General features: G+C 71.9%; 18 protein-coding genes. 4 read left to right on the top strand and 14 right to left on the bottom strand.

Annotated features, from left to right (window positions below):
- Window positions 1-125: 125 nt before the first annotated feature.
- Both IE134_RS31870 and IE134_RS31875 read left to right on the top strand, forming a co-directional pair.
- On the top strand, window positions 126-1,187 hold the full coding sequence (locus IE134_RS31870) for an ATP-binding cassette domain-containing protein (protein ID WP_030720424.1): 1,062 nt from the start codon (window positions 126-128) through the stop codon (window positions 1,185-1,187).
- Window positions 1,180-2,013 carry an ABC transporter permease gene (locus IE134_RS31875; protein ID WP_189432478.1) on the top strand — a complete coding sequence of 278 codons (834 nt, stop codon included), beginning with the start codon at window positions 1,180-1,182 and terminating at the stop codon, window positions 2,011-2,013. Before IE134_RS31870 ends, IE134_RS31875 begins: the two co-directional genes overlap by 8 nt.
- A 16-nt stretch (window positions 2,014-2,029) precedes the next feature.
- On the opposite strand, the gene IE134_RS31880 is transcribed toward IE134_RS31875, so the two are convergent.
- Genes IE134_RS31880 through IE134_RS31890 form a run of 3 tightly spaced genes read right to left on the bottom strand, consistent with a single transcriptional unit; the run spans window position 2,030 to window position 5,002 of the window.
- The gene (locus tag IE134_RS31880; RefSeq protein ID WP_189432480.1) at window positions 2,030-3,286 is read right to left on the bottom strand and encodes a GNAT family N-acetyltransferase; all 1,257 of its coding nucleotides are present in this window, start codon (window positions 3,284-3,286) and stop codon (window positions 2,030-2,032) included.
- Between the two features lie 24 nt (window positions 3,287-3,310).
- A complete protein-coding gene (locus IE134_RS31885) occupies window positions 3,311-4,297 on the bottom strand; it encodes an asparaginase (RefSeq protein ID WP_030720415.1) in 987 nt (328 codons plus the stop codon).
- 51 nt (window positions 4,298-4,348) lie between these two features.
- Window positions 4,349-5,002, bottom strand: a complete 654-nt coding sequence (locus IE134_RS31890) for an RsiG family protein (protein ID WP_229823793.1) — start codon at window positions 5,000-5,002, stop codon at window positions 4,349-4,351.
- Between the two features lie 115 nt (window positions 5,003-5,117).
- On the opposite strand from IE134_RS31890, the gene dtd reads away from it, so the two are divergent.
- Window positions 5,118-5,567: a D-aminoacyl-tRNA deacylase gene (gene dtd, locus IE134_RS31895; protein WP_030720412.1), complete on the top strand. Its 450-nt coding sequence runs from the start codon at window positions 5,118-5,120 to the stop codon at window positions 5,565-5,567.
- 51 nt (window positions 5,568-5,618) lie between these two features.
- On the opposite strand, the gene ygfZ is transcribed toward dtd, so the two are convergent.
- The 6 genes from ygfZ to IE134_RS31925 form a co-directional block, all read right to left on the bottom strand.
- Complete coding sequence (ygfZ, locus tag IE134_RS31900) at window positions 5,619-6,584, bottom strand: CAF17-like 4Fe-4S cluster assembly/insertion protein YgfZ (protein WP_030720409.1); 966 nt, start codon at window positions 6,582-6,584, stop codon at window positions 5,619-5,621.
- A gap of 9 nt (window positions 6,585-6,593) precedes the next feature.
- Complete coding sequence (locus tag IE134_RS31905; RefSeq protein WP_032769396.1) at window positions 6,594-7,076, bottom strand: Fur family transcriptional regulator; 483 nt, start codon at window positions 7,074-7,076, stop codon at window positions 6,594-6,596.
- 56 nt (window positions 7,077-7,132) lie between these two features.
- Window positions 7,133-7,705: a heme-binding beta-barrel domain-containing protein gene (locus IE134_RS31910; protein WP_010063594.1), complete on the bottom strand. Its 573-nt coding sequence runs from the start codon at window positions 7,703-7,705 to the stop codon at window positions 7,133-7,135.
- A 279-nt stretch (window positions 7,706-7,984) separates the two neighbouring features.
- On the bottom strand, window positions 7,985-8,893 hold the full coding sequence (locus IE134_RS31915) for a hypothetical protein (RefSeq protein ID WP_030720404.1): 909 nt from the start codon (window positions 8,891-8,893) through the stop codon (window positions 7,985-7,987).
- Window positions 8,890-9,711, bottom strand: a complete 822-nt coding sequence (locus IE134_RS31920; protein ID WP_229823796.1) for a hypothetical protein — start codon at window positions 9,709-9,711, stop codon at window positions 8,890-8,892. The genes IE134_RS31915 and IE134_RS31920 overlap by 4 nt, the downstream gene beginning before the upstream one ends.
- Entirely contained in the window at window positions 9,708-10,460 is a 753-nt protein-coding gene (locus IE134_RS31925; RefSeq protein ID WP_078614516.1) for a hypothetical protein, read from the bottom strand. The genes IE134_RS31920 and IE134_RS31925 overlap by 4 nt, the downstream gene beginning before the upstream one ends.
- Before the next feature lie 153 nt (window positions 10,461-10,613).
- On the opposite strand from IE134_RS31925, the gene IE134_RS31930 reads away from it, so the two are divergent.
- Window positions 10,614-10,976, top strand: coding sequence for a DsrE family protein (locus IE134_RS31930; RefSeq protein ID WP_030720399.1), 363 nt, complete (start codon window positions 10,614-10,616; stop codon window positions 10,974-10,976).
- A 19-nt stretch (window positions 10,977-10,995) separates the two neighbouring features.
- Here the strand turns inward: IE134_RS31930 and IE134_RS31935 are convergent, their stop codons facing one another.
- From IE134_RS31935 to IE134_RS31950, 5 genes are all read right to left on the bottom strand, one after another.
- Window positions 10,996-11,253, bottom strand: a complete 258-nt coding sequence (locus IE134_RS31935) for a DUF3099 domain-containing protein (protein WP_030720397.1) — start codon at window positions 11,251-11,253, stop codon at window positions 10,996-10,998.
- Between the two features lie 139 nt (window positions 11,254-11,392).
- Window positions 11,393-11,680: a DUF1416 domain-containing protein gene (locus tag IE134_RS31940; protein ID WP_003968135.1), complete on the bottom strand. Its 288-nt coding sequence runs from the start codon at window positions 11,678-11,680 to the stop codon at window positions 11,393-11,395.
- A gap of 39 nt (window positions 11,681-11,719) precedes the next feature.
- Window positions 11,720-12,559 carry a sulfurtransferase gene (locus IE134_RS31945; protein WP_010063601.1) on the bottom strand — a complete coding sequence of 280 codons (840 nt, stop codon included), beginning with the start codon at window positions 12,557-12,559 and terminating at the stop codon, window positions 11,720-11,722.
- Between the two features lie 186 nt (window positions 12,560-12,745).
- Window positions 12,746-12,826 (bottom strand): putative leader peptide, encoded by an 81-nt coding sequence (locus IE134_RS34705; RefSeq protein WP_350310325.1) that lies wholly within the window; start codon window positions 12,824-12,826, stop codon window positions 12,746-12,748.
- A gap of 283 nt (window positions 12,827-13,109) precedes the next feature.
- Complete coding sequence (locus IE134_RS31950; protein WP_030720395.1) at window positions 13,110-13,799, bottom strand: LmeA family phospholipid-binding protein; 690 nt, start codon at window positions 13,797-13,799, stop codon at window positions 13,110-13,112.
- Window positions 13,800-13,805 lie beyond the last annotated feature (6 nt).

Raw genomic sequence — 13,805 nt, forward strand, 5'->3', positions numbered from 1 at the left:
CCCTTCGCCCGGCTTCCGGCCCTGCCCGGCGCCCCGCCCGTGCCCGCGTACGCCTTGACCCCATCCTAGAGATGCGTAAGGCTTACGCCGTAACGCGTATGTCATACGCAGAAGGGGGTCCGGACATGACCGACCCGATCCGGCCGGGTGGAGACTCCGCCGCCACCATCGAGGCGCACGGCCTCACCAAGTCCTACGGAAAGCCCGCCGTCCGGGTTCTCGACGGCATCGACCTCCGGGTCGGACGCGGCACCGTCTTCGCCCTGCTCGGGCCGAACGGCGCGGGCAAGACCACCACCGTGCGGATCCTCGCGACGCTGACCGAGGCCGACTCCGGCACCGCCCGGGTCGCGGGGTACGACGTCGTCGCCGACCGGAGCGCGGTACGCCGCTCCATCAGCCTCACCGGCCAGTTCGCCGCCGTCGACGAGACCCAGACCGGCGAGGAGAACCTGCGGATGATGGCCCGGCTCACCGGACAGTCCCGGGCCGCCGCACGACGCCGGGCGGCCGAACTCCTGGAGCGCTTCGGCCTCACCGCGGCCGCCCGTCGCCCGGTCCGGACGTACTCCGGGGGGATGCGCCGCCGGCTCGACCTCGCCGCCGGGCTCGTCGGATCACCGGAGCCCGGGGTGTTCTTCCTCGACGAGCCGACCACCGGCCTCGACCCGCGCAGCCGCCAGGAGCTCTGGGAGGCCGTCCGCGAGCTGGCCGCACGCGGGGCGACCGTCCTGCTCACCACCCAGTATCTGGAGGAGGCCGACCGCCTCGCCGGCCGGATCGCCCTCCTCGACCGGGGCCGGATCGCCGCCGAGGGCACCGCGGCCGACCTCAAGTCCCGCGTCGGCGGTCACCGCCTCGACCTGGTCCTCACCAGCCAGGAGGCCTATCTGAGGCTCGCAGGCCGGGCCGTCCACCACTCCCCCGAGACCCTGACGCTCGGCATCCCCACCGACGGCTCGGCGGCCCAGGTGCGCGCCCTGCTCGACGAGATCGACCCGGTCGGCCGGGAGATCGAACGCTTCAGCCTGCACAGCGTGACCCTCGACGACGTCTTCCTGGCCCTGACATCGAGCACTCCGACGCCGAACGGGCCCACGACGGACGCGACCTCGACGAGCGCGTCCACGCCGGACGCGATCTCGCCGGACGCGCCCACGACCCCGGAGGCATCCGCCCATGTCTGACACCGCCGTTCAGCACAGCATCCCGGACCGGCTCTCCGAGCGGGCCCCTGCCCCCGGACGCGGGCCCGGCCCCTTCACCCACACCGCCGTCATGGCCGCCCGCGCCCTGCGCATCAGCAGCCGCAACATCGACGCGCTGATCACGTCCCTGGCCCTGCCGATCATGCTGATGCTGATCTTCGTCTACTTCTTCGGCGGCGCGATCGACACCGGGACGGACTACGACTCGTACGTCATGTACGTCGTCCCGGGCGTCCTGCTCCTGTCCGCCGGGTTCGGCGCCGCGACCACCGCCACCGCCGTCAGCGAGGACATGAAGGGCGGCATCATCGACCGGTTCCGCTCCCTGGACGTGGGCGGTACGCCGGTGCTGGCCGGGCACGTGGCGGCCAGCACCGTCCGCAACCTGTGCTCCACCGCCCTGGTCTTCGGCGTCGCGCTCCTGATCGGCTTCCGGCCCGCCGCCTCCTGGAGCGGCTGGCTCGTGGTCGGCGCCGTGCTGGTCGCCTACATCGCGGCCCTGTCCTGGATCTCGGCGGCGATCGGCCTGCTGGCCCGGACTCCCGAGGCGGCGAGCGGCTTCACGTTCTTCATGTCGTTCCTGCCCTACCCGAGCAGCGCGTTCGTCCCGACCGAGAACATGCCGGACTGGCTGCACGGCTTCGCCGACCACCAGCCGATCACCCCGGCCATCGAGTCGCTGCGCGGGCTGCTGCTCGGCCAGGACGTGGGCAACACCCCCTGGGTCGCGCTCGCGTGGGCGGCGGGGCTGCTCGCCGTGGCGGTCGGCGCCTCGGGGACGCTGTTCCGGATCCGGACGCGCTGACCCCCGGCGCCGGGCCTCAGAACACGTCCGGGCACCACGGCCGGCGGCCCGTGCGGAACACCGCGTCCGCCGTCGTCGCCGCACCCGGCCGCAGCTCCTCCACCCGGCCCAGGTCCACCAGCCGCCGCACGGACTCGTCGCCCAGGTACAGCGTGGACAGCTCCGCCACGTCCAGGGTGAGATCGGCGCTCCGGGTGGTGGGGACGCAGCGGGCGCCGGAGTCCGAGACGTCCAGCAGGAAACGGCCCCCGGCCAGGCCCGCCGGGTCCCGGACGTCCAGGACGAGCGACGCCTCGACGGCGTACGTCCGGGCCTCCAGGGCACGCGGCACGTCCAGCATGCGCAGCCACAGCCAGTCCGCGTTCGTGATCATCCGGGCCGCGCGCGGGTCGGGGAGCAGCAGCGGGAGCAGGTCGTCGGGGGCGCGGTAGCCCGAGCGGACCGTGGTGATCCAGTCGACCGAGCAGAGGTAGTGCCACAGGGCCCGCTCCGCCGCCGGGTTCAGCGCGATCATGTCCCGTACGGAAGCGGTGTTCAGCGGCTGCTTGGAGTCGCCCCACTTGTCGTCCACGCTGTACACCAGCAGGCCGTCTGCCTCCCCGTTCGCGGCGCGGTGCACGACGTAGAACGGCTCGGTCCAGGTCTCGTGCTCCGCGCGGGGTGCGACGCCCGTGCGCATCCGCCACCAGCGCTCGCCGCGGCCGACGATGCCGGGCTGCCGGGCCGCCAGCGCGGCGTGCACCTCGGGGCCGGTCTTGCGGACGTCAGCGCCGTCCACCAGCTCGATCCGGCCGCCGTCCGCCGGCTGCCCGGAGCGGCGCGGGTCGAGCCCGGTGCGGGGCACCGCGATCTCCCACTCGGCGGTCCAGGAGGCGGGGCCGAAGCCGTACCGCCCGTAGATCGGGTACTCGGCGGCGATCAGCGAGGCGACCACCTCGCCGCGCTCCTTGGCCGCCGCCAGGTCCGTCGCCATCATCCGGCTGAGCAGTCCGCGGCGGCGGTGCGTGGGCGACACCGTGACCCCGGTGACCGCGTCGGCCGTCACGGTGGCCCCGCCGACCACGGTCAGCTGCTGGGCGAACGAGCGGAACGTCGCCACGCACCGCCCGTCGTCGAAGACGCCCTGCATACGGGAGAGGTCGGCGTCCCCGAACCGGTCGGCGACCAGCTCCTCGCCCGGCTTCTCGGCGGTGGGGGTCAGGAAGCCGGTGCCCACCGCCTTCATCCAGTCGGCGATCTCGGAGGGGGCGACGGGGCGGACATCGAGGCTCATTCCTCCACGCTAAGCAGGCACGGTTCAGAATGTCGCGCGAATTTCCCCGACCTCGGCCGCCCCGCCGAGCAGCGGCGACCGTCCGATCCTCGCGACCACCGGGGCGTCGACGCCCAGCAGCTCCAGGGCGCGGGCGAGCACCGGGCCGAGCGCCCGGGCCGACCCGTCGTCGATCTTGAAGGCGAGGGCCCGTCCGTCGGCCAGGGCGACCGCCTGGACCGCCTCGGCGCCCATCTTGGAGAGCGTCCCGGGCACCTCGCGCATCAGCCAGGTGTCGGGGCGCCGGGTGCCCGCGACGTACTCCGGGTGGGTGCGCATCGCGTCGGCGACCCGGCGCTCGGCGCTCCCGGGCTCCGCGAGCACGAAGGAGCGGAAGGCGCGGGCCAGGCCGGTCAGCCCGATCGCCATCAGCGGGGCCCCGCAGCCGTCCGTGCCGACCGAGGCGACGGGCTCGCCCGCGGCCTCGGCGACGACCTGGCCGACGAGCTGCTGGAGCGGGTGCGCGGGATCGAGGTAGGTGGCCGTGTCCCAGCCGTTGCGGACGCAGACGGCGAGCATCGCCGCGTGCTTGCCGGAGCAGTTCATCGTGATCCGCTCGCGTACGTTCCCGGCCGCGAGGTACGTCTCCGCCTCCACCGGGTCCAGCGGCAGGTCGGGCGGGGTCTGCAGGTCGGCGGGGCTCAGCCCGTGCTCGGCGAGCATCTTCCGCGCGAGGTCGAGGTGAAAGGGCTCCCCGGAGTGGCTCGCGGCGGCCAGCGCCAGCCGTTCGCCCGCCAGGTCGAGGCCGGCCCGCAGGATCGCGGCGGCCTGCATCGGCTTGTTGGAGGACCGGGGGAAGACCGGTGCCGCCGGATCGCCGATCGCCCGCTCCACGCTGCCGTCGGCGGCCAGCAGGACCAGCGACCCCCGGTGGTGGCCCTCGGTGAACCCGGAGCGCACGACCTCGGCCAGGACGGGCGGGGCGGCTGCCGGGGCGGAGGATATGGCGGACGGGGCGTCGCTCGACGTCATGGGTGGCCTTCCGGGGACGGGGGTGCGGGACCCGCGCCCGGAAGGGTCGCTTCAGGCGAGCAGGTCGTCCACTTGTGCTTCCCCGTCACGGTACCTGCGGGCGATCTCCGCGCCGCAATCGTCGGCCGTGCGCTGGAGCTCGTGACGGCGCCGGGAGACCTGCTGTTCGAAGCGGACGAGCCGGCCCATCGCCGTGTGCAGCTCCTCGTCCGTCCGGGCGTCCAGGTCGGACAGCTCGACCTCGGCGAGGTTCTCCGCGGCGAGCTGCCGGAACTCGTCGCCGCGCGGCGTCGTCAGCGTGACGTGCCGGGCCGAGGTGCGGTGCCGGGACGGGGTGTCGGCCAGGATCTCCGAGAGCCGGTCGACCACGGCGGCGTCCTCCACCGGCGCCTCCGGGTCCCGGCGGCGGGCCAGTTCGGCCCGGAGGATGTCGATCCGGCCCTGCACGAGCCGGCGTACGTAACTGAGATCGGCCTCGTCGCGCTGGGCGTCCCGGCGCAGCGTCCGCAGCTCCGGCAGCCGCAGCCCGACGAACCCCGCGTCGCCGCCGGCCTGCTCCGGCACGGTGGCGGTGGCGGGCGTGGCGGGTGGCAGTACGGGACCCTGTCCCGGCAGACTGCGCTGTACGGGTGACCGCAGGGTTCCGGCGCGGTGACGTGCGCCCGGTACGGCACCGGGAGATTGTCCGGCTCCATATGTACTCATGCTGTTCCGTCCCCTCGACCGGTGCGTCGGCACACCGACATCGTGCATCGTGCCACCCCGCGAGGGGCCGACGCAGGTGCTCTGTACCCGTTCAGCCCAAGATAGGTTGGTCTGTATGCGTGCAGTGGTACAGAGAGTGGATGGCGCGAGCGTCTCCGTCGCCGGGGCGACGGACGACCCCTCGGCCCCCGGAGTCGTCGGGGAGATCGTCGGCGAGGGCCTGTGTGTGCTGGTCGGGGTCACCCATGACGACACCCCCGAGAAGGCGGCGCAGCTGGCCCGCAAGCTCTGGTCGGTGCGCATCCTGGAGGGCGAGAAGTCCTGTTCCGATGTGCATGCGCCCCTCCTGGTGATTTCTCAGTTCACTCTCTACGGGGACGCCCGCAAGGGTCGCCGCCCCACCTGGAACGCCGCAGCGCCGGGCGAGGTCGCCGAGCCGCTGGTGGACGAGGTGGTGGCACAGCTGCGGGCGCTGGGAGCGCACGTGGAGACGGGCCGGTTCGGAGCGGACATGCGCGTCTCGCTCACGAACCACGGCCCGTTCACGGTGATCGTCGAGGTGTAGCCGTACGCCGTCGGGACAGGGGTCCTGGCGTACGGCGTCGGCACGAGGCCCCTACGGCTCGACGACCGTCTCCTGGGCGGCCGCCGTGTCCCCGGCGATCAGCTCCGCGTCGACGGCCACGTTCCGCTTGACCAGGGCGAGGGCGATCGGGCCCAGTTCGTGGTGGCGGGCCGAGGTGGTGATGAAGCCGAGCTGGCGGCCCTCCTGGCCGTCGGCGGCCAGCCGTACCGGCGTGCCGTGGCCGGGCAGGTGCACCTCGCTGCCGTCCAGGTGCAGGAAGACGAGCCGGCGCGGCGGCTTCCCCAGGTTGTGGACGCGGGCCACGGTCTCCTGGCCCCGGTAGCAGCCCTTCTGGAGGTGGACGGCGGTGCCGATCCAGCCCAGCTCGTGCGGGATGGTGCGGTGGTCGGTCTCGAAGCCGACGCGCGGCCGGTGCCCCTCGACGCGCAGCGCCTCGTACGCCAGGATCCCGGCGGCGGGCCCGTGGGCGGCGGCGAACGCCTCCAGGTCCCCGCGCGGCAGGAACAGGTCCCGGCCCTGCGGGGTCTCCCGTACGGTCACCCCGTCCGGGGCCTGGGCGATGGAACCGGCCGGGAGGTGGACGACGGCGATGTCCGCGGTGCGGTCGGCGACCTCGACCCGGTAGAAGAACTTCATCGACTCCAGGTAGGCGATCAGCTCGGCCTGGGTGTCGGGTTCGACGTGCATCCACACCGTCGTGCCGTCGTCCACCAGGTACATCGCGTGCTCGATGTGCCCGTTGGCGGAGAGGATGAGGGCCTCGGTGGCCTGGTGAGGGGCGAGATCGCTGACGTGCTGGGTGAGCAGCAGGTGCAGCCAGCTCAGCCGGTCGTCGCCGGTGACGGTGACGACGCCCCGGTGGGAGAGGTCGACGAGGCCGTTGCCGTCGGCGAGGGCGCGTTGCTCGCGGAACAGGTCGCCGTAGTGCGCGGCGACACCTTCGTCGCGGCCTTCGGCGGGGACGGCGCCGGGCAGGGACAGCAGGGGGCTCTTCATGCGCCCAGCCTACGACTTGGCGACGGAGTCCTTCGCGGCGTCCTGCGCCTTGCCCGTCGCCCTGCCCGCCGCCTTCGCCGCCGTGCAGTCCGCGCAGCGGCCGAAGATCGCGAAGTGCTTCATGTCGGTGTCGAAGCCGAAGTCGGCGCGCAGCTTCCGCGTGAACTCGGCGACGACGGAGAGGTCCGCCTCGATGACGTCCTTGCAGTCCCGGCAGACCAGGTGGATGTGGTGGTGCCGGTCGGCCAGGTGGTACGACGGGGCGCCGTGGCCGAGATGGGTGTGGCTGACGAGCCCGAGCTCCTCCAGGAGCTCCAGGGTCCGGTACACGGTGGAGATGTTCACGCCGGACGCCGTCCTGCGCACCTCGCACAGGATGTCGTCCGGAGTGCCGTGCTCCAGGGCGTCGACCGCCTCCAGGACGAGCTGCCTCTGGGGCGTCAGCCGGTAGCCGCGCTGCCGGAGGTCGGTCTTCCAGTCGGTGGTCACCACACGCCCAGTCTAGGGCGTGTGGTCAAACCCCGGCCGGGTCCTGCACTCCCTGGGCTCTACTTGAAGAAGGCGATGCCGTCGTCGGGCATGTCCTCGAGGTTCCGCGCCATCTCGGCGACCTCCTCGGGGGTGACGACCTTCTTCAGGTGCGCCGACATGTACGGGCGCAGCTCGACCTCGGGGGTGGCCTTCTCGCCGACCCACATCAGGTCGCTGTTGACGTAACCGTAGAGCCGCTTGCCACCGCTGTACGGGCCGGAGGCCGCCGTGCGGGCGACCGCGTCGGTGACCAGGTCGATCTGCGGCTTCTGGTCGGCCAGCTCGCCGTACCAGATCTCGATGACGCCCTGGTCGCGGGACATGACGACCTCGACCTTGCGGTCCTTGTCGATGCGCCAGTAGCCGCTCTCGGTCTCCAGCGGCCGGACCTGCTTGCCCTCTCCGTCCAGGACCCAGGTGTGGGAGACGTACTCCAGGAAGTCCCGGCCGTCGTGGCTGAAGGTGACTTCCTGGCCGAAGTTGCACTTCTCGGCGCCGGGGAAGTCGGACACGCCCGCGCCCGCCCAGTTGCCGAGGAGGAAGGCCAGCGGGACGAGGTCCGGGTGGAGGTCGGACGGAATCTCGATCATGAGCGGCTCAGACGATCTGTGAGGGTGCGGGGTGGGCGGGGAACCGTTGCGCGACGAGGGTCAGCGCTGGCCCTGGTACAGCTTCTTCACGGTGATCGCGGCGAAGGCGGTGACGCCCACGCAGACCAGGACCAGCAGGGCGGTGAAGAATGCCTCAAGCACAGGGGGCTCCTCGTGACGAGCGGTTGGCGGCGGCGGCATGGCCGGGCCCCCAGCCTAATGGGTGGGGGCCCGGTCCTCTCGTTCAGGTGCCGGTCGCGGGCCGCGCCCGCGCGCGCCTCAGGCGAGCAGCTGGTTCTGCAGGATCAGCGTCTGGTGGAAGGGGATGCGGGCCGTCTCCCGCTTTCCGGGACGCTCGTGCACGACGAGGGCCATCGTGTCCCCCGCCAGGGTGTACGCCTGCCGGACGTGCTCGGCCCCGAAGGGCGCCTGCTCGGTGAAGACGAACGAGGACAGGTTCTCGATGTCGTTGGCCGAGCCCCAGGCGGGGTCGAGGTCGGTGGTGTCCGTACGGGCCAGCGGCTTGCCGGCCGACGACCCCACGTTCAGGTCGTCGATCATGCGGCTCGCGAACGCCGTCGAGTTGAACCGCACCAGGTAGGTCCGGGACGTCGTCCCGTCCGGCATGGTCCAGCCGCGCGCCGCTATGTGGCGCGGAGCGGCGTCCTTCAGGAGCTGGGCCACCGACCGCCGGTCCTGCTCCCGGTAGGCGTCGAGGAAGGTTTCCGTGGAGATCCAGCCGCCGGTCAGCTTCTTGTCGGGCTTCGCTCCCGCGGGGGCCGGAAGGAGCAGTTCGCGCAGGTCGGCGTGGTGGATCTCGGCCGGGTTGCCGGGCGAGAACGGCCGGGGCGAGCCGGCCGGGAGCGCGGGCAGGGTCAGTTCCGGATAGTCCCAGCGGCCGTCGCCCTCGGTGGCGAGCCCGGGGACGTCGGTGCGCTCCATCGAGGCGATCCCGAAGGCCGTACCGGTGCCGAGCACCCCGAAGGCGAGCGCGGCGGCCGTCCACCGCGCCACGGCCCGCAGGACCCGCCGGGGCGGCCTGGCCGCCGCGTCGGCGGCGGGCACCACGGGCGGGGCATCGGGCAGCGGGGGCGCGCCCTCGGGCAGTGCGTGCGGGGCGGGTGCGGGAGGCGCCTCGGGCGCGACGGTCGCCTCGGCCTCCCCCGGGGTCACCGTCTGCTCGCTCATATGTACTCCCCCGGGGACGCGATGTGGTCGAGCTGGTCCTTCACCAGGTCCCCGACCTCGGACGGGCTGAACGGCTTGCTGCCGTTCGCCTCGACGGAGACCGAGACCTCACCCTCGTACGCGATGCAGAGGACACCGTCGAGGGTGTCCTTGTCGCCCTTGGGCAGTTGGTAGCAGGCGGCCTTCTTGTGGCCCTCGACCGACGGCCCCTTGCGGAGCTCGTCGATGCCGTCCAGCAGCTTCTTGCGGTCCGCGTAGTTCCGGTGAACCGCCCGCTTGTCCCGCATCTTCACGACCTCCACGTTCACGAGGAGGTCGTTGGAGTCCGCGAGGTACGAGCGCTTCGCGATGCCCCGGATGCGCAGCTTCTCGACGAACTTGTTCAGCTCCCGGCGCTCCTTCCCCGCCAGACCGCGCCCCATCTCCTTCATCGCCGCCGAGGCCTTGGCGCCGCTCGTCTCGCTGTCGTTGCCGAGATCGCCGATGTCCGGGCCGAGCCGGTAGCCCTTCGGCACCGGGAGCAGCAGCTTGGTCAGCTCGGTGTCGTGGCGGCCCCGGGACGGATCACCGGCCGGGTCCTTGCCCTTCGGTACGTGGTCCTCGTCCCAGATCGTCGTCGTGACCGTCCGGTCGGCGGCGTCCACGGTGTTCTTCGTGTAACCGGCCACGCCGCCGATCGCCCCGAGCACCAGGACGACGGGCAGCGCGGTCAGCAGCACCCGGCGGACCCGGCGTCCCCGGTGCTCCCCGCCGGGGGCGTGCTCGGTCACGGCATCGGCCACGGGCTCGGTCCTGGGGTTCGTGTCGTCGTCGGTCACAGCCGCTCCAACTGTCGCTCGGCCAGCGTCCGGATGTCCTTCTTGCTGATCGGGGAGCTGTCGGAAATGCTGATGTCGAGCGCGATGTCGCCGCGTACGGCCAGCGCCCTGGCCCGGTAGAACGGAAGGTATCCGGGCTTCCGGTCGACCGGGTAGAGGAAGTAGCGCCCCTCGCGGCTGCCCTTGATCGCGTCGCCCACGTTGCCCGCGCCGCTCTCGTCCCTCGGCATGTACATCAACTGGCCGTCGATGTGCTCCGCCGCGCCGAGTATGTCGCCGGGCCGGAACTGGAGCAGGTGGACTTCGGTGTTCCGGTACTTCCCCTGGTCCCACGAGGTCGAGGCGACCCTGCGCAAGCCTCGCTCGGCCATCGCCTCGAACATGTGATGCGGGTTCTCGAACTTCATCTCGGCGTACTGGTCGATCGGCTCCCAGCCGTCGCCGAGGCCCAGTTCGTCGATGAGCGTCTTCTTCGCTCCCTTGGGCCGGTCGACGAGCAGCTTGCGCAGGTCTCCGTCCGTCCTGACCCGCCGGTCCTGAGCGGCCGGCAGCGGGGCCGGGGCCCGGTCGGCGGAGAGCGGCTTCGCCGGGTAGCCGAGGCCGGGCTGCGACAGGGCGGCCAGCGGCGTCGGCTCCCGCTCCGCCTGGACGCCGTAGCCCACGGCGACCCCGCCCACGATCCCGAGCAGGGCCGCCGCCGCGATGATCAGCGTCGTACGGCCACGAGGCCGGGGCCGATGCGCGGGCACGGCGGCGGAAGCCTCCGGTGCGGCAGGAATGGTGTCGTTCGGTTCCAAAAGGGTCCCCCCAAGAGACCTGAAGCGCGGGTTCCCTTACCTGCGCGCACAAGTGACCCTCAGGGGGGCAGGGAGGTTGCCTCCCGGAGGATTACAGTTCGGCATATGCCGAAGAAGCTTGTGATCAAGGTGACCGCCGGGCCCGAGGCCGCCGAGCGCTGTTCGCAGGCCTTCACCGTGGCGGCCGTGGGCGTCGCCAGCGGGGTGGAGGTCTCGCTCTGGCTGACCGGGGAGTCCTCGTGGTTCGCGCTGCCGGGCCGGGCCGCCGAGTTCGAACTGCCGCACGCCGCCCCGCTGCCCGACCTGCTGGACTCGGTCCTGGCGGGCGGCCGGATCACCCTGTGCACCCAGTGCGCGGCGCGGCGCGACATCACGGAGAAGGACGTGCTGGAGGGCGTACGCATCGCGGGTGCGCAGGTGTTCGTGCAGGAGGCCATGGCGGACGACACGCAGGCGCTCGTCTACTGATCCGCGCCCCTGGGCGGTCTCAGTGGCGCTTCCTGCCGTCCAGCTCGTCCCACCACTCGTCGGACTCGGGGTCGCCGGAGGGGTCGTCCCACCAACGGTCCTCCGGGCCCCGCCGGTTGGCGACCATCGCGGCGATCGGCGGGATCACCATGGCGACGACGCACATGGCGATGGCGACGGGCATGGACCACAGGCGCACCACGGCCCAGGCGGACACGAAGAGCACGATGCACCCGCCCATCATCAGGAAGTAGTTCCTCCTGCGTCGGGCGTACATGCTTCCAGCGTAGGACTCCCGCCGCCGGACGGCACGAAGGGCCGCACCCCGCGTCAGGTGGCGTCCAACCCCCTGGGGTGCGGCCCTCCGGCCGTTCGGTGTGCCGTGGAAGACGGCGTGCCGCGGATCCCGTGCGGGATCAGACGGCGATGGCGACCTCGGAGAGTCCGCCGGTCTGCGCGACGACCGTGCGGTCGGCGCTGCCGCCCGGAACCAGGGCGCGGAGCGTCCAGGTGCCCTCGGCGGCGTAGAACCGGAACTGTCCGGTCGCCGAGGTCGGGACCTCGGCGGTGAACTCACCGGTCGAGTCCAGGAGGCGCACGTAGCCGGTGACGGGCTCGCCGTCGCGGGTCACGCTGCCCTGGATGGTGGTCTCACCGGGCTTGATCGTCGAAGCGTCGGGGCCACCGGCCTGTGCTCCACACATGGTTCTGTCCTTCGGGTCGTCGTGGTGCTGGTCGGTGGGTTACTTGTTGGCGCCGAGCTCGATCGGCACGCCGACGAGGGAGCCGTACTCGGTCCAGGAACCGTCGTAGTTCTTGACGTTCTCCTGGCCGAGCAGCTCGTGGAGCACGAACCAGGTGAGCGCGGAGCGCTCACCGATGCGGCAGTAGGCGATGGTGTCCTTCGCCAGGTCGACCTGCTCGTCCTCGTAGAGGGCCTTCAGCTCGTCGTCCGACTTGAAGGTGCCGTCGTCGTTGGCGTTCTTCGACCACGGGATGTTGCGGGCGCTCGGCACGTGGCCGGGGCGCTGCGACTGCTCCTGCGGGAGGTGGGCCGGGGCGAGCAGCTTGCCGCTGAACTCGTCGGGCGAGCGCACGTCGACCAGGTTCTGGCTGCCGATGGCCTTGACGACGTCGTCGCGGTAGGCGCGGATCGACTCGTCCTGCGGCTTGGCCGTGTACTGGGTGGCCGGGCGGGTGGGGACGACGTCGGTCAGGTCGCGGGAGTCGAGCTCCCACTTCTTGCGGCCGCCGTCGAGGAGCTTGACGTTCTCGTGGCCGTACAGCTTGAAGTACCAGTAGGCGTACGACGCGAACCAGTTGTTGTTGCCGCCGTAGAGGACGACCAGCGTGTCGTTGCCGATGCCCTTCTCGCTGAGCAGCTTCTCGAAGCCGGCCTGGTCGACGAAGTCACGGCGGACCGGGTCCTGGAGGTCCTTGGTCCAGTCGATCCGGATCGCGTTCTTGATGTGGTTCTTCTCGTACGCCGAGGTGTCCTCGTCCACCTCGACGATCGCGACCTGCGGGTCGTCGATGTGGGCCTCGACCCAGTCGGCGTCTACCAGGACGTCGCTGCGGCTCATGTTGTTCTCCTCCGGGGCAGTCTGCGGCGGGGTGGTGCGAGATGCGGAGTTGCTCGGTGCGGGTGTACGCGCGGAGGCACGGAACGCGGCGCGTACGGGGCACGGGGTCGGCCCTGGCGGACGGTCGGGGGACGACGGTCGGAGGGCCGGGGAAGCGGGGCGGCTGCGGCGGTGCGAGCGTCCCGCTCAGAAGGTGCGACAGAGCATGGCGGCGACGCGGCACAGGTCTACTGCCCGCCGCTTCGTGAGATCCGCCTGTCGCTTCATGCGTCCGATCGTAGGGAGGTACGGACGGAGATGTCACCGTCGTGTCGCATGGTGAGACACGATCATCCGTGATGCGAGACGGGAGAGGGGTGATCCGGCCCGGGATCCGCCGCCGGGTCGCTCCGAGCCTTGCCCGCATCTGCGGAACGGACGCGGGTGTCTCACCATCCGGATCGGAGGGGCGGATCAGCCGGTCGGTGCGGCGTCCGGGCCGGTCGGGCGGGGAAGCGTCCTGGCCCCGGCCGACCGGTCGGCCCCGTCAGCCCGTCAGCCCGTCAGCCCGTCAGCCCGTCAGGGCGACGTCCGAGCCGGTCACCGAGATCTCCAGGCCCTTCTCGGTCACCTTGACCTCCTGGAGCTCCAGCCCCTCGGGCAGTCCGTCTATGTCGCCCTCGAAGTCGGTCCTGCTGCGGACCAGGTCCTCGACACCGGGGATCCCCGAGCCCGGCACCTCGTCCGCGCGCACCTTGATCGTGTGGCCGTCGACGCGGGTCACGGTGGACAGGACGCTGCGCGAGATCGGCCGGCCGAGGATCTCGACCGTGCCGGTGACCTTCGCCTTGCCCTTGCCGCCGTACTCCACGACGACGCCGTCGCTGGCCGCCGCCGTCAGGTCCTTGTACGTGACGAGCGCGGTGCCGGTGGCGCGGGTGGCGGTGGCGCTGCGGTAGCCGGAGCCGAGCTTCACGTCGTGCAGCCGGGCCCGGACCTCGCTGACCCGGATCGTGCGGCCCGCGGCGCTGGTCTCCATGCCGGTGAGGCTGACGTCGACCCGGTCCAGCCGCGATCCGGCGAGCTGGGTGAGGAAGGGGAAGCCCTTGATCGAGATCTCCGTCGTGGCGGGCCCGTCCCCGCTGATCGTGACCCGGTCCTCGGCCTCGGACTCGGCGTACCAGAGGGCCGCGCGGTCGACGGCGAGGAAGAGGCCGCCGAGCACCACCACCAGGACCAGCAGTATTCGCAGTGCGCGCATGTCTCG

Source organism: Streptomyces rubiginosohelvolus, from assembly GCF_014649875.1.
GTDB lineage: Bacteria > Actinomycetota > Actinomycetes > Streptomycetales > Streptomycetaceae > Streptomyces > Streptomyces rubiginosohelvolus.